25 protein-coding genes are annotated in these 23,079 nt (G+C 57.8%); 20 read left to right on the top strand and 5 right to left on the bottom strand.

Annotation, left to right across the window (positions count from 1 at the left end):
* The first annotated feature begins 251 nt into the window (after nucleotides 1–251).
* The 5 genes from A6V37_RS13250 to A6V37_RS13230 all read left to right on the top strand — a co-directional run bounded on the left by A6V37_RS13250 (nucleotide 252) and on the right by A6V37_RS13230 (nucleotide 4,908).
* On the top strand, nucleotides 252–899 hold the full coding sequence (locus A6V37_RS13250) for a TetR/AcrR family transcriptional regulator (protein WP_064265741.1): 648 nt from the start codon (nucleotides 252–254) through the stop codon (nucleotides 897–899).
* A gap of 352 nt (nucleotides 900–1,251) precedes the next feature.
* Nucleotides 1,252–1,887 carry an NADPH-dependent FMN reductase gene (locus A6V37_RS13245; protein WP_064265740.1) on the top strand — a complete coding sequence of 212 codons (636 nt, stop codon included), beginning with the start codon at nucleotides 1,252–1,254 and terminating at the stop codon, nucleotides 1,885–1,887.
* A gap of 589 nt (nucleotides 1,888–2,476) precedes the next feature.
* Complete coding sequence (locus A6V37_RS13240) at nucleotides 2,477–2,695, top strand: hypothetical protein (protein WP_064265739.1); 219 nt, start codon at nucleotides 2,477–2,479, stop codon at nucleotides 2,693–2,695.
* Complete coding sequence (locus tag A6V37_RS13235; protein ID WP_075643486.1) at nucleotides 2,664–3,863, top strand: bifunctional 3,4-dihydroxy-2-butanone-4-phosphate synthase/GTP cyclohydrolase II; 1,200 nt, start codon at nucleotides 2,664–2,666, stop codon at nucleotides 3,861–3,863. The genes A6V37_RS13240 and A6V37_RS13235 overlap by 32 nt, the downstream gene beginning before the upstream one ends.
* A gap of 97 nt (nucleotides 3,864–3,960) precedes the next feature.
* A complete protein-coding gene (locus tag A6V37_RS13230; protein ID WP_064265738.1) occupies nucleotides 3,961–4,908 on the top strand; it encodes a LysR substrate-binding domain-containing protein in 948 nt (315 codons plus the stop codon).
* Nucleotides 4,909–5,033: 125 nt separating this feature from the next.
* On the opposite strand, the gene A6V37_RS13225 is transcribed toward A6V37_RS13230, so the two are convergent.
* The 4 genes from A6V37_RS13225 to A6V37_RS13210 all read right to left on the bottom strand — a co-directional run bounded on the left by A6V37_RS13225 (nucleotide 5,034) and on the right by A6V37_RS13210 (nucleotide 8,372).
* Nucleotides 5,034–5,372, bottom strand: coding sequence for a BON domain-containing protein (locus A6V37_RS13225; RefSeq protein WP_064265737.1), 339 nt, complete (start codon nucleotides 5,370–5,372; stop codon nucleotides 5,034–5,036).
* A gap of 94 nt (nucleotides 5,373–5,466) precedes the next feature.
* The gene (locus A6V37_RS13220) at nucleotides 5,467–6,531 is read right to left on the bottom strand and encodes a porin (protein ID WP_064265736.1); all 1,065 of its coding nucleotides are present in this window, start codon (nucleotides 6,529–6,531) and stop codon (nucleotides 5,467–5,469) included.
* A 260-nt stretch (nucleotides 6,532–6,791) separates the two neighbouring features.
* Nucleotides 6,792–7,784, bottom strand: coding sequence for an amidohydrolase family protein (locus tag A6V37_RS13215; protein ID WP_064265735.1), 993 nt, complete (start codon nucleotides 7,782–7,784; stop codon nucleotides 6,792–6,794).
* A gap of 81 nt (nucleotides 7,785–7,865) precedes the next feature.
* On the bottom strand, nucleotides 7,866–8,372 hold the full coding sequence (locus A6V37_RS13210) for a nuclear transport factor 2-like protein (protein WP_064265734.1): 507 nt from the start codon (nucleotides 8,370–8,372) through the stop codon (nucleotides 7,866–7,868).
* Between the two features lie 337 nt (nucleotides 8,373–8,709).
* Here A6V37_RS13210 and A6V37_RS13205 point away from each other — a divergent pair, with 337 nt between their 5' ends.
* The 8 genes from A6V37_RS13205 (at nucleotide 8,710) to A6V37_RS13170 (ending at nucleotide 15,423) form a co-directional block, all read left to right on the top strand.
* Nucleotides 8,710–9,861 (top strand): LLM class flavin-dependent oxidoreductase, encoded by a 1,152-nt coding sequence (locus A6V37_RS13205; protein WP_064265733.1) that lies wholly within the window; start codon nucleotides 8,710–8,712, stop codon nucleotides 9,859–9,861.
* A gap of 28 nt (nucleotides 9,862–9,889) precedes the next feature.
* Complete coding sequence (locus A6V37_RS13200) at nucleotides 9,890–11,452, top strand: carboxylesterase/lipase family protein (protein ID WP_064265732.1); 1,563 nt, start codon at nucleotides 9,890–9,892, stop codon at nucleotides 11,450–11,452.
* A 234-nt stretch (nucleotides 11,453–11,686) separates the two neighbouring features.
* A complete protein-coding gene (locus A6V37_RS13195) occupies nucleotides 11,687–12,004 on the top strand; it encodes an SMR family transporter (protein ID WP_082902581.1) in 318 nt (105 codons plus the stop codon).
* Between the two features lie 85 nt (nucleotides 12,005–12,089).
* Complete coding sequence (locus A6V37_RS13190; protein ID WP_064265730.1) at nucleotides 12,090–12,824, top strand: SDR family NAD(P)-dependent oxidoreductase; 735 nt, start codon at nucleotides 12,090–12,092, stop codon at nucleotides 12,822–12,824.
* 41 nt (nucleotides 12,825–12,865) lie between these two features.
* Complete coding sequence (locus A6V37_RS13185; RefSeq protein WP_064265729.1) at nucleotides 12,866–13,627, top strand: SDR family NAD(P)-dependent oxidoreductase; 762 nt, start codon at nucleotides 12,866–12,868, stop codon at nucleotides 13,625–13,627.
* 149 nt (nucleotides 13,628–13,776) lie between these two features.
* A complete protein-coding gene (locus A6V37_RS13180) occupies nucleotides 13,777–14,211 on the top strand; it encodes a DoxX family protein (protein WP_064265728.1) in 435 nt (144 codons plus the stop codon).
* 21 nt (nucleotides 14,212–14,232) lie between these two features.
* Entirely contained in the window at nucleotides 14,233–14,676 is a 444-nt protein-coding gene (locus tag A6V37_RS13175) for an Rrf2 family transcriptional regulator (RefSeq protein WP_064265727.1), read from the top strand.
* A gap of 102 nt (nucleotides 14,677–14,778) precedes the next feature.
* Nucleotides 14,779–15,423 (top strand): NADPH-dependent F420 reductase, encoded by a 645-nt coding sequence (locus A6V37_RS13170; RefSeq protein WP_064265726.1) that lies wholly within the window; start codon nucleotides 14,779–14,781, stop codon nucleotides 15,421–15,423.
* A 123-nt stretch (nucleotides 15,424–15,546) separates the two neighbouring features.
* On the opposite strand, the gene A6V37_RS13165 is transcribed toward A6V37_RS13170, so the two are convergent.
* A complete protein-coding gene (locus A6V37_RS13165) occupies nucleotides 15,547–16,932 on the bottom strand; it encodes an LLM class flavin-dependent oxidoreductase (protein ID WP_064265725.1) in 1,386 nt (461 codons plus the stop codon).
* Nucleotides 16,933–17,325: 393 nt separating this feature from the next.
* On the opposite strand from A6V37_RS13165, the gene A6V37_RS13160 reads away from it, so the two are divergent.
* The 7 genes from A6V37_RS13160 (at nucleotide 17,326) to maiA (ending at nucleotide 23,071) form a co-directional block, all read left to right on the top strand.
* Nucleotides 17,326–18,402 (top strand): amidohydrolase family protein, encoded by a 1,077-nt coding sequence (locus A6V37_RS13160; RefSeq protein ID WP_064265724.1) that lies wholly within the window; start codon nucleotides 17,326–17,328, stop codon nucleotides 18,400–18,402.
* Entirely contained in the window at nucleotides 18,395–18,733 is a 339-nt protein-coding gene (locus A6V37_RS13155; RefSeq protein ID WP_064265723.1) for a metal-sulfur cluster assembly factor, read from the top strand. The genes A6V37_RS13160 and A6V37_RS13155 overlap by 8 nt, the downstream gene beginning before the upstream one ends.
* The gene (locus A6V37_RS13150) at nucleotides 18,730–19,611 is read left to right on the top strand and encodes an alpha/beta fold hydrolase (protein WP_207547571.1); all 882 of its coding nucleotides are present in this window, start codon (nucleotides 18,730–18,732) and stop codon (nucleotides 19,609–19,611) included. The genes A6V37_RS13155 and A6V37_RS13150 overlap by 4 nt, the downstream gene beginning before the upstream one ends.
* A 99-nt stretch (nucleotides 19,612–19,710) precedes the next feature.
* Nucleotides 19,711–20,553: a pirin family protein gene (locus A6V37_RS13145; protein ID WP_064265722.1), complete on the top strand. Its 843-nt coding sequence runs from the start codon at nucleotides 19,711–19,713 to the stop codon at nucleotides 20,551–20,553.
* Nucleotides 20,554–20,589: 36 nt separating this feature from the next.
* Nucleotides 20,590–21,636 (top strand): gentisate 1,2-dioxygenase, encoded by a 1,047-nt coding sequence (gtdA, locus tag A6V37_RS13140; protein ID WP_064286047.1) that lies wholly within the window; start codon nucleotides 20,590–20,592, stop codon nucleotides 21,634–21,636.
* Nucleotides 21,637–21,697: 61 nt separating this feature from the next.
* Nucleotides 21,698–22,396 (top strand): fumarylacetoacetate hydrolase family protein, encoded by a 699-nt coding sequence (locus tag A6V37_RS13135; RefSeq protein WP_064265720.1) that lies wholly within the window; start codon nucleotides 21,698–21,700, stop codon nucleotides 22,394–22,396.
* Between the two features lie 33 nt (nucleotides 22,397–22,429).
* On the top strand, nucleotides 22,430–23,071 hold the full coding sequence (gene maiA, locus A6V37_RS13130) for a maleylacetoacetate isomerase (RefSeq protein WP_064265818.1): 642 nt from the start codon (nucleotides 22,430–22,432) through the stop codon (nucleotides 23,069–23,071).
* Nucleotides 23,072–23,079: the final 8 nt, after the last annotated feature.

Below are 23,079 nucleotides of genomic sequence, written 5' to 3'. Positions count from 1 at the left end.
AGATCTCCCGCTGCCCTTTGCCTAGTGCTGACGCCTGTGTACCCGTGACCGCAAGCCGGTCGCGGTCTCACGTCAGGAGCAGACTTTCCGGGCTTTGATGAGGACACGCCTGCCGCGCGAACTGAAACATATAGTGCGATGTGCCAGAGGGTCGTGCCCCAATATAAAAATGAATATGAATTCACTTTCATTTTAGATGTCGGGCTGCTATAGTTGTCTGCATGGAAGTCAGATAGGTGGGTAGCGTAGACATGGCAATCGAACAGGCGGGGCGTTCTCGCGAAAGTACGAAGCGTGGCAAGACGGAAGCGGCAATCAAGGCTGCGGCCCGCCGTGTGTTGGCACGAGACGGCTATCACAACGCGAAGATAAGTGACATCGCGGAAGAAGCGGGTAAAGCTATCGGCTCCTTTTACCAGTACTTCCGAAACAAGGAGGAACTGCTTCTGGCACTTGCTGAGGAATTCCGGATCGCGGTGCAGGACAACATTGGCGCCCCCAGCGGGATCGAACTGGACCCTTTCGACAATTTGCGCGCGGTGGTGCGTGCGTTCTGGCGGGCCTACCGCGAACACGGGGCGGTTGCTGTAGCGGTCTTTCAGGCCGCGATGGTGAACGAGTCGTTCGCGGACATGTGGCGACAGATTCGCGCACAGGGCATCCGCATTGCCAGCCTTCGCATCCGCCTCGCACAGCGTCGCGGTTATTGCCAAGGCGTTGATCCGGAAGTCGCAAGCTCGGTGCTTTGCTCGATGGTTGAATTCAGTTGCTACAACTGGGTTGTCGCAAATGGCGATCTGGAGTTGTTGAACCGAAACATTGACGACTCCGAGCTGGTTGAAACGCTAACGAAAATGGTTGTTGGGGCAATTCGATGGCGAGAAGATACCGGCCACTGACCGCGGTCGACATTGAATAGCGGTTGGAGCCGATCGTTGGTGAGTACCTTGCGCAGTGACTCGAATGACGGTTGGATCTGTCTGAACTGACAAGATAGGAAACGTTGTTGATGTAGCCCAGGATGTTGGTCACGTGGGATCTCGCACGGTGAACAATGAGGGGTTTGGTGATGATGTAATGATATGGATTCCTTATGTTTTATCCATGGCACGATGGAAGTGTGATCTGATCAGATCTGATCTGAAGGGCTTGCCACTCCCATTTCTCGATGATGCCTGGTAATAAAAGCGAGTATGGCGAGTCCGGGAGGCTATCGTTCCGTGCTTCCTCGGCAATTTCTGGAGATTTACGATGTCGTCCGAAGATAACTTTCGTCCCTTCATTGTTGGCCTCGGTGGTACTTCTACGCCGGGTTCATCTACTGAAAAATCGCTCAGGATCGCAATGTCCGCGGCCGAGAGCGCAGGGGCCGATGTACAGATGTTTGGCGGCGAAGTACTTGCATCGTTGCCCCACTATCTCGTGTCGAATGCCGCCGACAACCCATGCGCGGTCCTGCTTTTGAGAGCAATAAGGGCCGCCGACGGAGTGGTCATTGCCAGCCCCGGCTACCATGGAACGATTTCCGGGCTCCTGAAGAATGCAATTGACTATCTTGAGGAAACGGCCAAGGATGGTCGACCGTATCTGGAGGGTGTTCCGGTCGGCCTGATAGCAACGGCTTATGGCTGGCAGGCGACGGGCAGTACCCTGGTCACATTGCGGACAATTACCCATGCGCTGCGTGGCTGGCCTACGCCGTTTGGAGCCGCGATCAATAGCTCCGGTGGAATCTTTGTGAACGATGAATGTATCGATTCCAAAGTAGCCGATTCTCTGGAAACGGTTGGCCGGCAAGTCGTCGAGTTCGCGCGGATGAAGAAGTTGGCCACGCTGAGGAGTTTGAACACGTGGAATACAGATCCCGTTGAATATCGTGTTGGTTAGCGGAAGAGACTCGCTGACTCTTAATTAACAAACGCTGTTGAATATTATTAATATAAATATTGGGTGATTATAAAATCGGCCGTGTTCTCGTAGACGGATGTCGCAGGCGCTTCAATGGTATTGCAGCGAGACCGATGGTTCTCATCGAAGTCGTCCATCAAGGCACTTCAGGAAGCGCACCACGTGCGAAGCGAGCGGCAGTACGCGCCCCATGACGCACGAATGGATCCGGTCGTCAGTGAGGAAAAGGTAAAGCGGGGTGATTGATCAAGTATATGAAATTAGGAGGCCAAAATGCATGCGGATGGAAATTCGTTGCGGTGGCTAATTGAGAAATGGTTTGGTATCCAATCTGACGGCACCTATCGACTTACGCGATCATCACGCGTGCATTCGTCACTAGGCCGCTGAGTTTGCTTCGAATCGATTGGGGCTGGTCATGCAATAAAGATATTTTTTTTCCGTCACGACGATGGGTCATGGAGTGTTTTTCCTCCTGCCTCGAAGAAGCCAATGTTCGCGCTCAATTAATACAGGTCGAATGCTTGCCGGGATTAGCAGGGAACCCATGTGTAGGAGGAGACGACTGATGGACATTATCGAACTGGCCATCGCTTCAGGGATGCACATCACGCTGGATGGCCGCATTGGCACGCAGGAATACAGCAGTGTGCATGGCTCGGTTCAGGCATTGCGACGCTTTGCTGAGGCAGTGGTGGTCGCAGTCCCATTGGTTGCCCGGCAGCAGGTTGATTTTGGAATGAAGGAGAAAGAAGGTGAAGACAGATTCGATCGAAACCGCAATTGACGCGATCGCGGCCGGGCGGATGGTTGTCGTAGTGGACGACGAAGACCGCGAGAACGAAGGCGATCTGATTATGGCCGCGCAGGCCGCAACTGAGGCCGACGTTGCCTTCATGGTGCGTTACACGAGCGGAGTGCTTTGCGTATCGCTGCCGGGGGAGCGTTTGGACGCGCTATCACTTCCGCTTATGGTGGCGAACAATAGCGATTCGATGGGTACCGCATTCACGGTGAGCACGGACTATCGCATTGGTACGACGACGGGAATTTCGGCGGCCGACCGTGCCATCACTGTCAGGGCGCTCGTCGACGAGAATGCCGACGCCGCGGACTTTAACCGGCCGGGACACATCTTTCCGTTGCGCGCGGTGCGCGGCGGCGTATTGCGCCGTCCCGGGCACACCGAAGCAGGGGTTGACCTCGCGCGACTCGCTGGAATGGCGCCTGGTGGCTTGCTGGCCGAGGTCGTCAATGACGATGGCACCATGGCGAGGTTGCCGCAACTGATGGCGTTCGCGCGCACACATTCGCTGCCCATTGTCACGATCAAGGATTTGATTGCATATCGCCGCAAGCATGAATGCATCGTAGAACGCATGTCGGTTGCGCGTCTGCCCACCCGATATGGTGTGTTTACCGTGTACGGGTATAGGGAAACTGTCACGGGGCAGGAGCACGCGGCACTGGTAATGGGCGAATTGCCGGGAAACGACTCGCCTCTGGTGCGTGTTCATTCGGAATGCCTGACCGGAGAAGTGTTCGGATCAATCAGATGCGATTGCCGCGCACAGCTTGATCTGGCGATGAGCCAGATTGCAGCAGAGGGCCGCGGAGTGATTGTCTATCTGAAGGGACACGAAGGGCGAGGCATCGGGCTGACCGAGAAGCTGCGAGCCTATGCGTTACAGGACGAGGGCCTCGACACCGTTGAGGCAAATCTGCAGTTGGGTCTCCAGGTGGATGCGCGAGATTACGCGGTTGGCGCTCAGATTCTCCATGACCAGTGCGTAACAAAGATGCGGCTGATGACGAACAACCCGCGCAAGTATCAGGGCATCTCCGGGTTCGGATTGAGCATCGAGGAACGCGTGCCCCTCGTCACGGCGCCAAACAGCGAAAACGCTTTCTATCTGAAAACAAAACAAGCCGTGCTCGGGCACATGCTGGACTGACGTTTGCAAAATGCGATGCGCCCGGGTTCGTCATGGTCAGTGAGTTGCCGAACGCTGGACTTGCTAAACGTTGCACTTGACTCTTGAGGTGATTCCCATGGATCTGCGCAGGATTCGATATTTCGTGGCTGTTGCCGAAGAGCTGCACTTCGGTCGTGCGGCCGAAAAGGTCAATGTCGTGCAGTCGGCGGTTAGCCGGCAAATCAAGCTTCTGGAGGAGGAGCTTGATTTCACGTTGTTCACACGTATCGGCCAGAAGGTAGGTCTTACCATTCCGGGCGAAATTTTTTTGCCGGAAGCCTATGCAATCCTTCAACGGGCGGACGAGGGGCTGGAGCGGGTGCGCGCTTGCGCTCGGGGCACGGTCGGCCGCTTGACGATCGGCTTCGTCGACGTCGCGCTCTGGGCGACCTTGCCGGCAATCTTGAGTGAATTTCGCAATCAGGCTCCGGAGATTGATCTGCAATTGCGGCAGCTTGACCGCATCGCGCAGATCGAAGCGCTGAATTCCTCGGCGATCGATATCGCCATCTTTCCGTCACCTGCGCCACTGGATGCGGATATCTGTACCGAACCTTTCGCTGCAACCCCTTTCGTGGCTGTACTGCCTAAGCAACACCGTCTCGCCAGTCGCCGTGATATCGCGTTGCGAGAACTGGCGACTGAGCCTTTCGTCCTGTTCCCCACGCGTAAGCGGACCCGGATGCTGGAGATGATTGTCGCGGCCTGCTCGGGGGCGGGGTACATGCCCAGGGTGACACAGGAGGCCGAGCAGCTTCATACCCTGATGTCGTTGGTCAATGCCGGGATCGGTGTGACACTCGCACCGAAATGGGTTGCTGAAAATTTTTCTACCGGCGCATCTTACGCGTACCTGACCGATCCGCTACCCAACTATGAGCTGCGGATCGCGTGGCGAAAGGCGGCTACCAGCACCAATGTCGCGATCAATCAATTTAGGCGAATCGTTCAGCGCATGTCTTCTGATGTTGAAGCCAGGCCGTTGCAGGAGGTTGCTGCTCTGGAGATGAGTGAAGTCGATTGATAGACGCCATCAAAGTCACTGGATTGGATGCGGTCGTCCGCACGTGCGATGAATCGTATGTTTTAACGGGCAAACGACTGCCTGGGTGGCACGGACCATTGAATGACACCCAGAGCATTCTGATTCTATTGACCGGGCTGACGGACCGTCAGTGCGTTGTTGACCGAGCTTACTCCACTCACACCTCGAGCGACGTCGCCGGCACGCTCGATTTGAGACTGGTCGCTGACCGAGCCTGCGAGCGTGACCGATCCATTCTTCGCACGCACGAAGATCGTCGGTGTGTCGACAATCTTCGCCTTGATCAGGGCCGCTCGCACTTGTTTCGACAGCGCGCGATCAGCGGCTCTACTCGACCTGGCTGATTGAGACGTCGGGGCAGAAGCCTCACTAGTCTGGGCATAAGCACCCATTGACGCTGACGTGAGAAAGCAAAACAACACAAAGGCAAGCTTACATTTCATCAGGACATCTCCTAATAGATATCGGAAGCCTAGACTTCACCGCTTCGCAGATTTTTCACAGTATTGTCGCGTGTTAACGCCATTCCTAAGGGCATCAGAACATGTGCATGATGCCGATGTAGCTGCCTTGCTGATTGTGTCCCTGCTCAGGTGGCGAATCCTGCGTCTCTACAGGAAACGCTGCATTCGCGCCGTTGAACATTGAGGCAACCACCACGTAGATAAATGTGCGCTTGGAAAGGTTGTACGTTGCGCCGATAGCCGCGAGATTGGCAGTTCCGCCGCCGTGGTTGACATTGGTGTGGTACCACGCTGCCTGTAGCTGAAGTGCCGGATCGAACTGATATGACACGCCAACCCACTCCTGAGTCGCTCGTGTTGCACCAACGGTGTTGGTCGGATCGGCGACGGTATCCGAGCCAGAGGAAACCAGTTGCTGGTAGCCCGCGTAGAACTTCCACGCCTGCAACTGGTAGGTCGCACCGGCCATATACTCTCTCGAATTGCTGTACAGGCCCGAGAAGTTTCCGTTCGCGTCCCGACGTTCGTCGTAGAGTCCGTAGCCGGTGAATCCGCCCAAGGAGTATTGCACGCTCGCGCTGAATGTTCGTGATGCCTTGAAGTTACCAGCGGTATTCCCGAAGCCGTTTTGCACGCGAAACGAAAGGCCGTGCATCTCCGGCGAATTGTAGGTCAAAGCGTTTACCGCTTGCCCGGTTCCGCGGTACCTGGAGAAGTTGAGAACGCTGGTCTGCTGTGCGACAAACGGATCGAGGTACCACTCCGTCGCGTCCGACAACACCATTGCACGGCCGGCCCACAAACTGCCGTAGGTGTCGTTCGAGAGGCCGACGTACGCATAGCGGTTCCAGTATGCATCCCCGATTGTCTGGCCGGTGCCAGCAAGGAACATATTCTCCAGATTGAAGACTACTTTCGTCCCGCCGCCAATATCCTCTTTGCCGAGAAGACCAAGAAAGCTTGCCCCGTACTGATTGCTTCCAAACCGAAAGAGGTTTTTGCTGCCGTCCGAAGTCGCAACGTGATTCACGAAATCGAGGTCAGCAGCCACACGTCCGTAAAGCGTCAGAGAGCTTTGGGCGTGTGCCGCACAAAAACCAAGCGAGGTTAACATCACGCAAACAAGCTTCTTTTTCATCTCCGTCTCCTAATGTAGTCATTTAATATGTTTGATTCAATGCTGCATAACGGCCATTCAGATAAAGCAAAAACACATCGGCGGCGCGGGAACAAATTGCTTTTATAATAAGAATCGTGAGTATGTATCTACATCAAATCTATATTGGACTCCGAATTGATATGTCGGATCTGGCCGCAAGTATTGCGTGTGAGTCCCGGAACGGGCGGACCCGGATTAACTCACGCAGCGACCCCTAACGCGACGTTGTGCGAGATGGGTTACATGGCTGCTTGAGCATGGGTGTCAAAGCTGGGGGAAACATCCAACTTGAGAATCCGATCGGCGTTGCCATGCGCGATCTTGACTCGATCCGCGGGAGACACCGGCAGCGCATCAAGGAATTTTCGCGCCGGCGCGTTGGCGCTGTACGGATAATCCACGCTAAACATGATCCTGTCCGCACCGAATGAAGTCAGTGCGTTCAGGAAAGGCGACAGGTGAAATACACCCGATGTCGTTATGTAGAGGTTATCCACGATCGTTTGGCTGATCGGGTTGGCGCCACGGCTCAAAAGCACGTCATCGGCACGTCCGAGCATGAAAGGCAACATCTCTCCCATATGCCCGACAATCACGGTCAAGCCGGGAAATTTCTCGAACGTCCCGGCTAGTGCCAACCTGAGGACATGAATCGCGGTCTCCGAATGCCAGCCGAATATTCCGGACGCAAGCAATGGCCCGGCTCGACCTGGCAGCCCGTCGTAGTAACAGTCATATACCGCCTTCGGTGGCAGATTGGGATGAATATAGATCGGCACATCGAGCGCGACAGCCCGAGCCAGCACCGGTGTGAAACGTTCGTCATCGAGGAAGCGGCCATTAGTGAGTCCGTTCACCATTGCACCTCGAAAGCCGAGATCGGAGACGGCACGTTCCAGCTCGTCCGCCGCTGCGTCAGGTTCTCGCATCGGCAGGTGAGCAAATCCACCGAACCGGTTCGGATGCCGGCGCACGGCTTCGCCCAGGCGATTGTTCGTCTCATGGGCGAAGCGGATTCCGGCGCTACCGTCCAGAAGATCGGCCCCGGGCATACTCGCGGAAATCACCTGCCGAGTAATGCCGTGCTGGTCCATGGCAGCAAGACGGCCGGCATCGAGATCCCCCAGTACGATGTCGCTCTCCGGGGAATAGCCGGGATTGCTGCTGGCATCAAAATGGGCGTGGACCAGCGGGGGAACAAGGAAATGCTCCTCAAGAGCTACGATCCTCATCTTCTCTCCTGTTGAGATAACCCGCTCGTCGCGATGATCCAATGATTCACCGCGGAGGCCGGATTACTGCGCTTTCAGATGTCAGGCAACCTTGAGCGCGCCGCTGTCCATGTAGACGATCTCGCCAACCAGCAGACCGTCCCGGCACTCGAGTACGATCATGCAGGGCGATTTGACCGACTTTCCGGAAACGTTGAGACTTTGCAGGTCGTCCCCGGCGGCTTCGACGTCAAACTCTCCCTCGACGTAGATGAAAGTGTCCACAACGGTCACACGCGTAAAAGACTTGAGCGCCGGACCGGGCCATTTTTCGAAACGGTCGAGATAGAACTCGCGGATGCCGTTAAAGCTGTCCACGTCAACGCCTAGTGCAGGAATTCTTTGGTAGGCGCCAACGGGATGAACCGTCGCCATCGTTTCTTCGATGTCGCTCGACCATTCCGCGACGAGATGCCGTTCAAACACTTCCTTGTTTGCCCGGCTCAGGTCAGTGTCCGCTACAAAGACGGGGCCGTTGGTGTAGCTTTCGATCGAAAAGGGCTTGCCATGCCACATCAGAGCTTTGGTACGGGTCTGCGGGGTTGCCATATTCTGTCTTCTCCTTGTAGATAGGGCTCAACTGACTGGCTCGTCACGGTCTTCGCGTCTATGCGTGCCAGCCCATACCCCATAAGCTAATGGCGCCTTCGTAGCGTGTCCAACGGCAAATCCTGATGGCATGATCGAATCTTGTGAACGTCCTTCGGGCCTTCGCGCCTCTTCATCGAGACTGCCAAATGAAATCTCAAAGTGAGATTGCCCTATCAGCATTTGCTGCTGGACATGCCGTCACAGCCAGATAATCTATGCGACATAAGGAAGACGCGCCGACCGTGTCGAGCGTCGCATATGTTTATATAAGCAGAGACCTGCAGGAGGGACATTGATGCCTGGCTCGACCAATCCGATCTTCAACGCCAACCGAATGAAGATCGGCATCTTTGCCATAAATGGTAGGGGTGGAATCATGACGACGGTACCGGAAGCCTACGAGCCAACCTGGGACCTGTCGGTGAAGACTTCACAAATGGCAGACGCAGCCGGTTTCGAGGCAATTGTCTCCTACGCCCGCTGGAAAGGCTGGGTGACCGGTGGCAATGACGATTCCACCGGCGTCACGATGGATCCTTTCACCTGGGCCGCGGGCATTGCACAGGCCACACGCTATTCCGCGGTCTTTGCAACCTCGCATGCCCCCACGATCCATCCTATCCTCGCGGCCAAGCAGAGCGCGACGATCGATATCATTTCCGGTGGCCGCTTCGGGCTGAATGTCGTAGGCGGCTGGAACAAGCCCGAACTCGAGATGTTCGGCGCGCCCTTCAAGGAACATGATCGACGCTACGACCATCTGTCGGAATGGCTCGCCGTGATTCGCCAGCTCTGGCAATCTCATGAGGAATTCGATTTTCACGGGGACTTCTTCGATGTCGCGCGTGGATCGTCGATGCCCAAGCCCGTGCAGAAGTCGAACCCGCCGATCATGAACGCAGGTGGTTCGGACCGGGGCCGGCAATTTGCATGCGAGAACGCCGATATGTGCTTTCTCATCGTCCAGTCTGAGTCGCCTGAGGCGATCCGGCGGCAAGTGGACGAGTACAAGCGCTTCGCGAGAGAGGAGTTCGGCCGCGAGATCCAGGTATGGACCAATTCGATGGTGATGCAGCGTGATACGCAGGCGGAGGCGGATGCCTATTACCACCGCTGCATTGTCAACTATGAAGACAAGGCCTGCGTCGACGCGTGGATGCAGATGCAGCTGGAGCACGCAAAGCTCATGTCGCCTGAGGCATTGAAGGCTTTCCGCCAGCGCATGGCCGGCAGCGGTGGTGGTTTTCCGCTGATCGGCCCCGCAACGCGCATCGCGGAGCGCCTCGCGATGCTGGCGGACTGCGGGCTCGACGGCATTCTGCTGACCTGGGTCGATCCGCTGGACGGGATCGCGCGCTTCACCCGAGACGTGCTTCCCCTTATGGAGCAGACTGGCCTGCGTGCGCCTTTTAACGCACGGAGTCAGAACGAGATAAGTCGAACCTGATCGCTTGTCGGTATGCGAGGAGCTAAATATGAATGAGATCGTAACAGTAAGCCAGGGGCAGTTGAGGGGGGAGCCGTCCGTGGACGACGAGGTGACTGCGTTTCGTGGCATTCCGTTCGCGTCGCCGCCTGTTGGTGAACTGCGCTGGCGTGCTCCACAGCCTCCGGCTGCCTGGAGTGGGGTGAGAGACGCCACGCGCACGAAGTCGATTGCGATTCAACAATCGATGTTAGGTAATTCGCTTCTCCCCTTTGGCGCTGAAAACCAGTCGGAGGATTGTCTGTACCTCAACGTATGGACGGCGGCCAGGGATGTCGCGGAGAAGCGTCCGGTGATAGTGTGGATTCACCCTGGTGGCTTCCAGTTCGGATCAGGATCGTCTCCCTTCTTCGATGGGGATGCGTGGGCGCGCGACGGGGTGGTGTTCGTTACCATCAACTACCGTTTGGCGAAACTCGGCTTTCTCGCCCATCCCCAGCTGTCACTGGAAGATGAAGAGGGCATTTCCGGCAATTACGGGCTGCTTGACCAGATCGCGGCGCTTCAGTGGGTGCGCGAAAATATTGCTGCGTTCGGCGGCGACCCGGGATGCGTGACTATCTTTGGCATTTCCGCGGGCGCCTCCAGCGTGAGCTTGCTCATGGCATCGCCCCGCGCACGCGGCCTGTTCCATCGCGCGATTGCTGAAAGCGGCGGCAGCTTCGGTATTGTGGCTGACAATACCGGTGTGGCTGATCGCTGGCAATCTCTGGCGGCGGCAACACGGTCGGGCAAAGCCTGGGCCGACGGTATTACAGGCGGTGCCAACCTCGACATCCGAACGCTCGATGTCGATACGATTCGCGCAGCGAGTGGTGTCGACGGCACCAATATGCAAGGGATCTTTGACGCGGCTCAGCCGATTGTGGATGGGGCGGTACTGCCGGCGGGAAGCTATCAGATCTTCGAGAGCCGACAGCAGGCTGCTGTTCCGCTACTCGTGGGATCGGTTGCGAACGAGGACCTCGTGATCGGTTTCTCCCCCAGTCTCGCAGCGTATCGCGAGTACGTTCAAACTGAGTATGGCGATAACGCGCAGCGCTTCCTTGCGCTTTACCCGGCCGCGACAGACGCGCAAGCGCTAGCCGCCAGCCTGAAGGCCAATAGTCATCGTGTATTCACCTGGCAGAATTGGACATGGGCCCATCTTCATGCAGCAGCTGGGCACGACGTCTACTACTACCAGTTTCAGAAAGCCCCTCCGGTGCCGGCTGATAGTTACGACGAACAGGCATTCCCGAGGCCCCTGGGCGCTTTTCACTGCAGCTCTATCTTCTATAGTTTCGATCGCTTTAGTCTGCGGGATTGGCCATGGCAACCCGGGGACTATGCTTTGGGCAAGACAGTCCGCGCTGCCTGGGTGGAATTCGCGCGTACCGGCCGTCCGGCGGCGAAGAGTCTTCCAGATTGGCCGGTGTTCGATCCAGCCGCGCCGCGTGTCATGGCGTTCAACGAAGACATCGGCTTGACCGATGTGCCCTGGCTCGAGCATCTCCACTATTGGGACGCGCACTATGGTGCGCGGCGCGCTGCGAGCTATGTCGCCGGTTAGATAGAGACATGCTTGGTTGGGACGATTATTTCGCAATCCGTTTACAAACATGATGATAAGGAATGCAAATGATATAAGAAAAGATAGATGGATCATTTTTCGCCTGCCGCCGTGCCAGGCGGTATGAGTTCGACGCGTTGAACCAGCCAGGTTGACGAAGTTGCTGATCAAAACAATGTGCTCGTAGACCTCTGGCGGAAGGCACCGCTGATACCTATTGTTGGAGGAGACAAAATGTCTGTTAGCTACGTCATGGTCGCGATTGCTATCGCCGCCAATCTTATTGCCGTCTATTTCATGAAGCTCTGCGCCGGCATGACACTGCCATGGCCGACCCTTGGAATGATTCTCGCCAACATGTTGACGCTCTGGTTTCTGGGGCGAGCGATGGTGGCCGGAGCGCCCGTTAGTGCCGCAGTGACGGCATTGACCGTTGGCGTGATGATCGGCTCGTTCATCATAGGTCTCTCGTTCGGCGAACGGATTTCGGTTTTTCAGGGAGTTGGCGGGGTGATCGCCATCGCCGGCGTTCTGATTGGAAACCTGGCTTAAGGGCGCGAGTCGTGCTCTTTTATCCGCCCGGTGGCAAGTGGGATGAACGCTTGTGCCAGGCACCGAATTCTGCTGGAGGGGACACATGACATCGTTGAAAGGGAAGGTGGCCGTCGTCACTGGCGCGGGCCGAGGCATTGGCCGCGCTATTGCGGTCAAGCTTGCGCAATGCGGTGCAGAAGTTGTTTTGGTCGATCTGGAAGCGCCGGCTGAATCGGCGAAGTTGGCCGGAGATTCGGCAATGGCTTTCGCTGGGGATGTGTCAATCGAAGCCACATGGGCGAAACTCGGGGAGGCCATAGACGAAAGGTTCAACCGTCTGGATATCGTCGTGAACAATGCCGCTGCCTTTCCGCGGGGCCGGATTGACGAATTGGACTTCGACACATGGCGCAGAGGGTTCGCAGTCAATCTCGACGCACACTTCTATAGCGCGAAGCATTTCGTGCCACGCATGCGCAAGAATGGCTACGGCCGGTTCATCGCCATCTCGTCGAATTCGATCGGCATTGCGGAGCAGGCGCTCAGTGCCTATATGGCGACGAAAATGGGCGCGATCGGGTTTATGCGAGGTCTCGCCAATGACGTCGCTGCCGACGGGATCACCTGCAACGCGATACTCCCGTCGCTGACCGATACGCCCGCCACGGCTGGCATGCCCGAGGACGCGAAACGCGCCGTCTGGCAGCAACAGGCAATCAAGCGATTGGCGGAGCCGCAGGATCTTGTCGGTCCGGTTGCCTTCCTTGCGAGTGAGGAGGCCGGGTTTATCACAGGGCAGGCGTTGGTCGTTGACGGTGGGCTCTATAAGGTCAGCTAGTGTTAGCCGATCAACCTCATCAATACTATGAGAGGACAACCATGGCAGGCAGGCTTCAGGATAAGGTTTGCATTATCACAGGTACGGGTGGGAGCATGGGGTGCGCCGCGGCGCTGCTATTCGCACGAGAAGGTGCGCGCATCGTAGGGTGCGATTTAAACGAAGCAGCTGGTGCCGCTACGTTAGAGGCGGTGCTGGCTGCAGGCGGCGAAATGGTCTCCCGTCATCCCTGCAATCTCGCTCATTCGGATGAGTGCCGCGCATTGGTCGATCTCGCGATTGAGCGCTTTGGCCGGATCGACGTGCTCTACAACAATGCAGCGATGGCCTATTTCAACTGGATTGAAGATATCTCAGATGAAGAATGGACACGCAGCTTGAACGAGGAGGTCAGTCTCGTTTTCTTCCTCACGCGCACTGCCTGGCCCTACCTCAAGAAAAACGGCGGCACGATTGTCAATACGGCCTCGGCGAACGCGTACACGACGGTACGTACGCTTGGCTCTCTGGCGCATTGCACATCGAAGGCCGGCGTGATCGCCATGACGCGTCAGATGGCGATGGAGGGCCGCGAGTTTGGCATCCGTGCCAATTCCATTTCCCCGGGAGTGACCGAGACCAACCAGACCCGCGAGCAGCTCAAAAATAAGGAATGGGCGGATCATGTCCTCGGTCTGATTATGCTCGGCCGCGCTGCAAAACCAGAAGAGATCGCGCAGGCGGCACTCTTCCTCGCTTCGGACGAGAGTTCCTACATCACCGGCACGGATTTGATCGTGGATGGTGGAATGCTTTCCTGGTGATCCACGATCACCCCTTTCGATCGCACCATCTGAATTCGCCGTTGGACACGATGTCACGACGCCAATAGCTTATGCGATATGGACAGCACGCATATGGAAGATTTATGTCCCCCCATTATCAAGCTGGAAATCCCTCGTGGAGAATTGAAATGAACACTTCGGATTACTCGAACAACGACGTAAGCCTTTTGGCTGGGCGTCTTCTCATGGCGGTAATTTTCGTTATCAGTGGCGTGGAGAAACTCATTTCGCCGGGCCCTACGATCGGCTACATCGCATCCTTGGGTTTGCCTGCGCCGCTGCTGGGGTATATCGGTTCAATGGTGCTTGAACTGGCATGCGCGGCGGCACTGATTCTTGGGTACCGCACACGTGTCGTGGCGTGGGTGCTGGCGACCTATTGCGTTGTGACCGCGATCATCTTTCACCATGCATTTGGCGACCAGGGTCAAATGTTCAACTTCCTCAAGAACGTCGCAATGGCGGGCGGCCTTCTAGCCTTCTCAGCCCATGGTCCGGGTGCATTCAGTATCGACCGCCGGATCAATCGTCGTGCTTCGATTGTGGCTCCGTCCGCGCTCTAGTCGCGGCGCTCGATCCACCCTATGCCCACCAGCACCCGCTTTGCCGTCGCTGTCCACACACTCGCAGCGCTTGCCGTCAACGGCGGCAAGCCGCTGCGTTCGGAGGATCTGGCCAGGTCGGTGAATACGGGCGCGGTGGTCATTCGCGGCCTGCTTTCGCGGTTAAGTGATGCAGGGTTGACGAGATCGCAATTAGGCGCCGGCGGCGGCGCATTGCTGGCAAAGCCGGTGAAAAGCATCCGCCTGCTGGACGTTTATAACGCGGTCGAGGATACGGAGCTCTTCAGCCTGCCTCGGACGCCGCCATGCTTTGACTGTCCGGTCGGCGCCAATATTCAGCAAGCCATGCACCTGGCGCTGCAACGAGCCAGAAACGCGCTCGAGACCGAACTCTCCCGCTACACGATCGCCGATATTGTTGCCGAGATCACGCGGCTCGGGACGTCTCGACTTCCGCAGTCCTGAGTTTTCTTTCGTCTATGTGTCGATGTGTCATCGACATATCTACCTGGTGTGCAGTAGTGGCCACGGCGGCCTGAGCCGAATTAACTGTTGGAGGATTGAGGCATGAGCATTGGCATTATCGGTGCGGGCGCGTTGGGATCGAACCTGGCCCGGGCGTTCGCCAAGGTGGGCATTTCGGCGATCATTTCGAACAGCCGGGGCCCTGAATCCCTCGCGGGATTGGTCGAGGAACTCGGTCCGGCGATCAAGGCCGGTACCACGGAGGAGGCAGCCATGGCGGACATCGTCTTCGTCGCCATTCGCTGGGTGGATCTGAAACGAGTGCTTGGCGGTCTGCCCACATGGAACGGGCGCATTGTCGTCGACGGCACCAATCCTGTCGAATGGATCGATCCTGACTCACCGGACGCCAACGACCCCGGCAACCCGCTGGCTGCCTACGGTATCAAGGCAGTCGATCTTGGCGGCCGTCACTCGAGCAGCGTGGTTAGCGATCTCGTTCCTGGTGCGCGTCTCGTCAAGGCATTTAACCACCTCGATGTGAACGTTCTGCGCGAACCGGAAGTGTCTGGCGGAAATCGCGTGCTGTTTTATTCCGGTGACGACCAGGATGCCAAAGCGACCGTCCGCTCGCTTATCGCGAAGGCTGGTTTTTTCGCCGTCGATCTTGGAGCACTCGATGTCGGTGGTCCGCTCGCGTCGTTACCGTTTGGCGCGCTGGCGGGAGTCAGCTTCGTCAAAGTGTGAGGCGAGGTGAGGTTCGGTAATCGGGACAAGCGTTGTCCGCGGCTCACCGAGTGAGTGGCGGGCAACGTTGTCCCTGCCGGCGGGTGTCTCAGATGCCGGCTAGTGCTCGCAGAAGGGGGGGGGTCATGGGCGGTTCACGGAGGGGCGGAAACGCGCTCCATAGTGATCTGCTCGCAGCCCGGGTCCGGTTTCAGAGAACAGCTGTTCACGCATCGTGCCTTCCTTATAGCCAGTCTTGAAGGCACCCCGTTCCTGAAGGCGTGGGATGACCAGGTCGATGAAATTTTGGAGATTACCTGGTTCGACGGTACGCACGAGATTGAATCCATCCACATCGGCTTCGTCACGCCACTGCAACAGCGTATCGCAGACCTGATCGGGCGAGCCCACAATGAATGCCTCTCTGCCACCGACATTGGCGAAGCGCGCGAGGTCGCGCAACGTCACTTTGCCCATGTCGCCGGTAGCGCGCATGGAATCGGCGATGGACTGGACAGCGTTGCTTTCCACCACGTCAATCGGTGCATCAGGATCGTAACGCGACAGATCCACGCCGAGCCAGGTGGAAAAAATCGCAAGGTTGCCTTCCTCGCTGGTGTAGCGCTGATATTCCCGGACCCGATCGAGCGCCTCGTCTTCAGTTGCACCAACAATGACGGTGGCGGCATTGAACACTTTTATGGAGTCTGGTGTACGTCCGGCGGCGACCGCCGCCTGGCGATATCGCTGAGTGGTTGTGCGGGCGAAGTCGATGCTGTTGGTGGACATGAAGCTGCATTCCGCATGTCGACCGGCGAAGGCAATCCCGCGGGATGAGGCGCCAGCAGAAAAGAGCAATGGCGTCCTCTGGGGCGACGGTTCACACAAGTGAATGCCGTCGCAAGCGAAATGTTCAGAGCGATGATGAATCGCATGCACCTTGGAGGGATCCGTAAAGATGCCGCGCGCACGGTCGCGAATCGCCGCGCCGTCCTCCCAGCTGGCTTCCCAAAGCTTGTAAACAAGATCCATGTACTCGTCAGCGACGTCGTAGCGGGCGTCATGTGAAACCATCTCGCTTTGCCCCATCGCTTTCGCGGTTGATGGCATCACGCCGGTAACGATGTTCCACGCCAGCCGGCCTTCCGTGAGTTGATCAAGCGTCGACAGACGGCGGGCGAGGAGATAGGGTGGCTCGTAAGTGGTGTTGCCGGTCACGCCGAAGGTGATATGCCGGGTCACGGAGGCCATGGCCGAAATGAGCATCATTGGATCGTTGGCGGGAAAGTGCGCGCCGCTCTGGATTGCGGCGTCGGGCGCGCCGCCATATGTGTCCGGCACGCCAAGCGCATCGGCAAGGAAAACGCAGTCGATCAATCCCGATTCTGCTTGTTTGGCGAGGTCGGTCCAGAATTTGAGCTTGTTGTAGTCAGCTCCGGCTGACTGCGGGTGCGGCCACATTCCTGCCCATGATTGCGTTGGCGAAGGCATATAGAAAGCGTTAATAGCGATGTGGCGCTGGGCTGTCATGAGGCGCTCCAATATAGAGTTATGCTAATTAAGTTATTGAATTGCGTTGGTGAAGGGAGCGCGAAGAGCAGTTTCCCTCCATAAGCGGAAAGACGTGCCGGGTGATGCGCACGATCTCATTCGCCATCATCGGCCACCATGGCAAAGATGCCGATCTTCATCGGGTCTGCGCGCCCTCCCAATATTGCATAGATTATCTGGCTGTCACGCCCTGTCCAACGGCAAATGCTGATGGGGCAATCTCACTTCGAGAACAGGGGGCGGGGCGGCAAAATGTTCAATTGACTTCTCGTGTCACCTGATCTTGAAACGAGATTAGGCAGTGAGTTTTCTGTTCTGGACGTCGGTGATATCGATAGAGATACTCTCTAAAAATCACTGAGGAGGCGAACGATGATTGATGGTCTTCCCGTTCTGGATGCTGTCGTGCATGCCTATAACATGGATGCGGCTAACTATGCCAATCGCTTTGCCGCGCCGTTATGCGATCTTGTTTATGGATCGGTCGTGGCGACAGCGCGGCATGGCTACGCGCCGACGCGGGCGCAGTTCTATCGGGACTGGTCCATCCAGGAGGCGGCCGAGCAGGTGTTCCTCGAAAGCGACACCGATCTCGCCGTCTATCACGTCCTTCCCATATTCTCGTTCAAGGACGGCTTGTGCAGCCTGGACAAGGCAATTGAGGCGCAGGCTCGGTGGCCAAATCGATTCATCACATACTGCGGTGTTGATCCGATGACCGGCAAGGCGGCGCTGGATGAACTGGAGCGGCAGGTGGAACTGCTGCATCCGGTCGGACTCAAGCTCTATCCGAACAGCTGGGTCGGCAGCGAGATACGCGGATGGAAGATGGACGACCCGGAGATCGCTTTTCCATTGTTCGAACGGGCCGAGAAGCTTGGGATCAAGGTCGTTGCCGTACATAAGGCACTTCCGCTTGGGCCAGTGCCCATGGAGCATTACAAGGTCGACGATATCGACCGGGCATGCATGGCTTTCCCAGGGCTGAACTTCGAGATTGTGCATGGAGGCATGGCATTCCTGGAGGAGACGGCCTGGCAGCTCGCGCGGTTCGACAATGTATATGTCAATCTGGAGATCACCAGCGCTCTGGCGGCCAGCCGCCCGGCGGCATTTCTTCACGCGATGGCTGCGCTTATCGGCCCAGGAGGGCAGCATGCTATCGAACGGATACTGTGGGGCACGGGAGCGATGGCCTTCCATCCACAGCCGCTGCTGGAAACGTTCGTGCGCGAGTTCGCTTTTCCGGAGGCGCTGATCGAAGGCGCTGGACTTCCGCAACTCGATCTTGCCGCCAAGCGCGCAATTCTGTTTGACAACTATGGCCGCATGACGGGACTAGATCTCGAAGTGCGCCTCCTGGCCACGCGCGACGACGAGTTCGCGCGCCGGCGGCCAGCCGGGCCGCTCGCACCGTTCTCAACCGTGCAGGAGGTTTCCAATGCGTGACACCGCTGGAATTCGCGCCATGCTCAATCAGGTGGTCGATCCCTGCTCGATTGCGACAGGCCTTCCAATCAGCCTGATCGACATGGGAATGGTGACGAAGATGACGCTGAACGACGACGGTGCGGCGTACCTTGAGTTGCGCCTGACCAGTCCGGTTTGCTGGCAGGCGGCCAATATCATCGCTCAGGTGGAGCAGGTGGTGGCGCGCGTGCCTGGTGTCAGCAAGGTTATCTGTACAGTCGATCCCGCTGCGGAATGGACGCCGGACATGATGGCGGCGGGTCCTCGCGCCGAACTGCGCCGCCTGCGGCCAATGGGAGCATTGTCGTGAACACCGTGGTCACAAGCGAGCAGAAATGGCGCGTGCCGCCCGTCGAGGTAGTGCATCGCAGCCGGTATGTCGAGGTGGATGGGATGCGCACTCATTACCTCGAGGCTGGCGAAGGGCCCGCAGTCGTGCTGTTTCACAGCGGCGAGTTTGGCGGTGGTGCCGAGACGAGCTGGGAATATCTCATACCCGCGCTCGCCCGCCATTTCCGGGTGATTGCCCCAGACTGGCTTGGTTTCGGCAGGACTGCAAAGATTCATGATTTCGACAGCAAGCGTGAGCGCATGCTGTCGCACATGGTGCGCTTCATTCAACTGATGGCGCTGGACAAGGCGAATTTCGTCGGCAATTCGATGGGGGCAACCTTTCTGCTTCAGATGGCCGCCGAAACGCCGTGCCGCTTGCCGATAGATCGCCTGGTCGCGATTAGCGGCGGCGGTTTCATTCCCGACAACGAAGAGCGCCGCCGCCTGCTCGACTATGACGGCAGCGAGGAAGCAATGGCCGGTCTGCTCGCTGCCATATTCGAAGATCCCGTCTGGTATCAGGATCGCGAGTACGTCCGCCGCCGCCATGCACTGAGCGTCGCGCCCGGGGCATGGGAGGCGATCGCGGCGGCGCGCTTTCGCTCGCCGCAGGCGCCCGTTCGTACCGAGTTCGGCGGCGCCGATCGCACGCCATATGGAAACATAACAGCCAGAACGCTCATCGTTGCAGGGGATCGGGACAGGCTGCGGCTTCCGGGGTTCGCCGACGAACTCGCTGCGCGCATTCCTGACGCCCGTGCGGCCGTTCTCGCGAACGCGGGCCACTGCCCGAACATCGAAAGAGCGGATGAGGTAGGAAAGCTAATCATCGAGTTCCTGACGGAAGACACCTGAACTTTCTGTCTGACACGTTGGAGGCCGGCAACTTGATCTGGCAGTTTGATATCGCACGCATCTTCGTTTCCGTTTCGCTCCGGCCTTACAAGAGGTCCCATGCTCAATACCGCAGCTATCGAGTCCGATCAGTCTCGTGCCATCGCTTATCGTTCCTGTGGTCAGAGCCACGGCTACATCACGCGCCTGATGAGTCCTGGTGATCTGGGCCGGGTCCTGAAGCCGTTCGTTTTCCTCGATCTGTTTGACAATCGTGGGGACGTCTTTCCTACCTTCGGCTTGCATCCCCATTCGGGGCTCGCGACGCTGACCTACGTGGCCGAAGGTAGTGTCAGCTATGAAGACACCAACAACGCGAGCGGCATGCTGCATGCGGGCTGCGTGGAATGGATGCGCGCAGGCAAGGGCGTATGGCATGCCGGGGGAGCGGGCGAGCCGGGTCTGACTCGTGGTTTCCAGCTATGGGTCGCGCTGCCGCCGGAGTTGGAGCTAGGTCCGTCGGAAAGCGTCTATCAGTCCGCAGCCGACATTGCGCAAGTAGGGCCCGCCAGAGTGCTGCTTGGGGAGCATGAGGGTGCCAAAAGCGCGATTGCGATAGCCATGTCGATTAACTATCTCGCGGTTACTCTCAAGGCGGGCGAGCGGTGGCGTTATCAGCCGCCTAAGGGGCACTCCGTCCTCTGGCTCGCTATGGGTAAAGGACGAGTCTCTATCCCTGAGGTATTGGAGCACGGCGAGATCATTATCTTCGAACCCGGCGAGACAGCCGTAGATTTCCTCGCCCTGGATGATGCGGAGTACGTGATTGGCTCAGCGGTCCCGCATCCCCATGACCTGGTGCTTGGCTATTACTCTGTCCACACTTCAGCGCAGGCTCTGCAGATTGGCGAAGCGGAGATCGAGCACATCCGTCGTGGCCTCGTAGAGCAAGGGCACCTTTGAACGCGCGCGTTGCCCGCAGCACCGAAAGGAGACGCAATGACTAACGATAATCCGGTTGCATCGCGCACCGCCTACTACGAGCAGATTGCCCGCCAGGGTATGACGCCGCTTTGGGAATCGCTGCACAGCCTCGTTCCGAAAACCCCTCGGCCGAAAGCAGTGCCTGCGATCTGGAAGTACGCGCAGGTGCGACATCTCGTGATGCGGGCCGGTTCTCTGATCAGCGCCGAAGAAGCTGTGCGCCGAGTGTTAGTACTTGAAAACCCGGGCCTCCCCGGCAAGTCGAGTATGACGCCGAACCTGTACGCAGGACTGCAACTTATTCTGCCCGGCGAGATTGCTCCCAGCCACCGGCATACGCAGTCGGCACTGCGCTTCATTGTAGAAGGCAAGGGAGCCTGGACGGCGGTCAACGGCGAGCGCACAACGATGCACCCGGGTGATTTCATCATTACGCCATCGTGGACATGGCATGACCACGGCAATCCCTCTCTGGAAGAGGGCGGCGAACCCGTTGTGTGGCTTGACGGCCTCGATATCCCGCTTGTCGCGCACATGGACGCCGGTTTTGCGGAAAACTACTCCGAGGCTACGCAGCCGATCTCGCGGCCCGAGGGCGACAGCTTTGCGCGTTTTGGCCACAACATGGGGCCTGTCAGGCACCGGGTATCCGATCCCACCTCGCCGATCTTCAGCTACCCGTACGCGCGCAGCCGCGAAGCGCTCGACACGTTGTACCGCAATGGTGAACTGGACGAGTGGGATGGCGTAAAGCTGCGCTATGTGAATCCGGCCACGGGCGGCTGGCCCATGCCGGACATCGCAACGTTTATGCAATACCTCCCCGCGGGATTCGAGGGGCGTGCCTATCGCAGCACCGACGCAACGATTTACTGTGTCGTGGAAGGCAGGGGCACGGTCCGGATCGGCGACGATGAGTTCCTGTTCGAACCGCATGACGTGTTTATCGCACCGTCGTGGGCGCCCGTGCGGCTCTCGGCATCGACGGAGAGCGTGTTGTTCAGCTACTCGGATCGCCCCGTGCTTGCCGAACTGAATTTGCTGCGCGAAGAACGCAGTTAGACGCAACCGGCTCGCTTCTGTACGCGCTGCTGCCTTCTTAACCCTGTCGAGTTAAAACACTATGGCTTTTGTTTTCCCTCCCGAGGCGCCTATCGCTGTCCCCGTCGCCGGCGGCGACGCTCAATTCGCGGTGCGCCGCGTCTATTGTGTAGGCAGAAATTATGCGGCGCACGCGCGCGAAATGGGCTTTGATCCCGATCGCGCACCGCCGTTTTTCTTCTGCAAGCCGGCCGATGCCATCGTGCCCGTCGCTTATGCCGAAACACTCGAACTGGCTTATCCGTCGCAGACGCGGAACTACCATTACGAAGCTGAACTCGTCGCGGTAATTGGCAAGAGCGGTTCGGATATCGATGTCGAGCAGGCACTCGAGCACGTGTGGGGTTACGCGGTAGGCCTCGATATGACGCGGCGCGATCTGCAAATGAAAATGCGCGAGATGGGGCGACCGTGGGAGGTTGGCAAGGCGTTTGACTTTTCTGCGCCGATCGGGCCAATTCATCCGGCCAGCGAAGTCGGTCACTTCGAAAGCGCCGGCCTGTGGTTGACGGTCAACGGCGAGACCAAACAGAAGAGCGACGTGTCGTACCTCATCTGGTCAGTCGCGGAGACAGTGGCATATCTCTCGAAGTTCTTCCGGCTCGAACCTGGTGATCTGATCTTCACGGGCACGCCTGAAGGCGTTGGCGCGGTGCAGAAGGGCGACACGATGAAGGTCGGGGTCGATCGTCTAGGTGAAATCGCCGTGAGCGTCGTTTGACGTCAGGCGTGGCAATTGATGGAAGAACTCATTGTGCAACTCCATAGCTTCTTCAACAGTTCAACATCGTATCGCGTGCGCATCGCGCTCGCTCTCAAGGGCATCGCTTATGAAACGCTGCCCGTCAACATTCGCACAAGCGAGCATCGTGCGGTCGGTTACGTAGCGAGCGTGAATCCGTCTGCCTTGGTGCCTACGCTGATCGACCGGGATTTCAGGCTCGGTCAGTCTCTGGCGATCATCGATTACCTTGACCGGCAGTATCCTGAACAGCGTTTGATCCCGCTCGAACCGAACCTGCGCGCCCGCGTGCTCGAATTCTCGTTGCTGATCGCCTGTGAAATCCATCCCGTCAACAATCTGCGCATCTTGCGCTATCTGGAAACGGAACTGAAGGTCACGCCGCAACAGAAGACCACGTGGTACCGGCACTGGATTGCAGAGGGGATGGGCAGCGCTGAGCGACTGCTCGAACGCAGCGATGAAGGTCCGTGGTGCTTCGGCGCGCAGCCTACGCTCGCCGATGTGTGTCTGGTGCCGCAGATCGCCAACGCACTGCGCATGGAGTGCGATCTGCGGGCGTATCCACGCGCTCTTGACGTTTATGAGCACGCGTCGAAACACGCGGCGTTCGAGGCCGCGCAGCCGTTGTATCAGCCGGACTATAGTGCCTGATCTCTGTC

The sequence above is a fragment of the Paraburkholderia ginsengiterrae genome (assembly GCF_001645125.1).
Taxonomy (GTDB): Bacteria; Pseudomonadota; Gammaproteobacteria; order Burkholderiales; family Burkholderiaceae; genus Paraburkholderia; species Paraburkholderia ginsengiterrae.
This window is presented reverse-complemented; position numbering and strand designations above follow the sequence as displayed.

What these genes read in the sequence shown, in the direction of transcription:
- A6V37_RS13245 (WP_064265740.1), top strand. Translation starts at nt 1,252, where the DNA reads ATGTCGTCCGAAGATAACTTTCGTCCCTTCATTGTTGGCCTCGGTGGT.
- A6V37_RS13205 (WP_064265733.1), top strand. Translation starts at nt 8,710, where the DNA reads ATGCCTGGCTCGACCAATCCGATCTTCAACGCCAACCGAATGAAGATC.
- A6V37_RS13155 (WP_064265723.1), top strand. Translation starts at nt 18,395, where the DNA reads ATGCGTGACACCGCTGGAATTCGCGCCATGCTCAATCAGGTGGTCGAT.
- gtdA (WP_064286047.1), top strand. Translation starts at nt 20,590, where the DNA reads ATGACTAACGATAATCCGGTTGCATCGCGCACCGCCTACTACGAGCAG.
- A6V37_RS13215 (WP_064265735.1), bottom strand. Translation starts at nt 7,784, where the DNA reads ATGAGGATCGTAGCTCTTGAGGAGCATTTCCTTGTTCCCCCGCTGGTC.
- A6V37_RS13190 (WP_064265730.1), top strand. Translation starts at nt 12,090, where the DNA reads ATGACATCGTTGAAAGGGAAGGTGGCCGTCGTCACTGGCGCGGGCCGA.
- A6V37_RS13240 (WP_064265739.1), top strand. Translation starts at nt 2,477, where the DNA reads ATGGACATTATCGAACTGGCCATCGCTTCAGGGATGCACATCACGCTG.
- A6V37_RS13250 (WP_064265741.1), top strand. Translation starts at nt 252, where the DNA reads ATGGCAATCGAACAGGCGGGGCGTTCTCGCGAAAGTACGAAGCGTGGC.
- A6V37_RS13225 (WP_064265737.1), bottom strand. Translation starts at nt 5,372, where the DNA reads ATGAAATGTAAGCTTGCCTTTGTGTTGTTTTGCTTTCTCACGTCAGCG.
- A6V37_RS13175 (WP_064265727.1), top strand. Translation starts at nt 14,233, where the DNA reads ATGCCCACCAGCACCCGCTTTGCCGTCGCTGTCCACACACTCGCAGCG.
- A6V37_RS13135 (WP_064265720.1), top strand. Translation starts at nt 21,698, where the DNA reads ATGGCTTTTGTTTTCCCTCCCGAGGCGCCTATCGCTGTCCCCGTCGCC.
- A6V37_RS13180 (WP_064265728.1), top strand. Translation starts at nt 13,777, where the DNA reads ATGAACACTTCGGATTACTCGAACAACGACGTAAGCCTTTTGGCTGGG.
- A6V37_RS13170 (WP_064265726.1), top strand. Translation starts at nt 14,779, where the DNA reads ATGAGCATTGGCATTATCGGTGCGGGCGCGTTGGGATCGAACCTGGCC.
- A6V37_RS13185 (WP_064265729.1), top strand. Translation starts at nt 12,866, where the DNA reads ATGGCAGGCAGGCTTCAGGATAAGGTTTGCATTATCACAGGTACGGGT.
- A6V37_RS13145 (WP_064265722.1), top strand. Translation starts at nt 19,711, where the DNA reads ATGCTCAATACCGCAGCTATCGAGTCCGATCAGTCTCGTGCCATCGCT.
- A6V37_RS13230 (WP_064265738.1), top strand. Translation starts at nt 3,961, where the DNA reads ATGGATCTGCGCAGGATTCGATATTTCGTGGCTGTTGCCGAAGAGCTG.
- A6V37_RS13165 (WP_064265725.1), bottom strand. Translation starts at nt 16,932, where the DNA reads ATGACAGCCCAGCGCCACATCGCTATTAACGCTTTCTATATGCCTTCG.
- A6V37_RS13160 (WP_064265724.1), top strand. Translation starts at nt 17,326, where the DNA reads ATGATTGATGGTCTTCCCGTTCTGGATGCTGTCGTGCATGCCTATAAC.
- A6V37_RS13220 (WP_064265736.1), bottom strand. Translation starts at nt 6,531, where the DNA reads ATGAAAAAGAAGCTTGTTTGCGTGATGTTAACCTCGCTTGGTTTTTGT.
- A6V37_RS13195 (WP_082902581.1), top strand. Translation starts at nt 11,687, where the DNA reads ATGTCTGTTAGCTACGTCATGGTCGCGATTGCTATCGCCGCCAATCTT.
- A6V37_RS13210 (WP_064265734.1), bottom strand. Translation starts at nt 8,372, where the DNA reads ATGGCAACCCCGCAGACCCGTACCAAAGCTCTGATGTGGCATGGCAAG.
- A6V37_RS13200 (WP_064265732.1), top strand. Translation starts at nt 9,890, where the DNA reads ATGAATGAGATCGTAACAGTAAGCCAGGGGCAGTTGAGGGGGGAGCCG.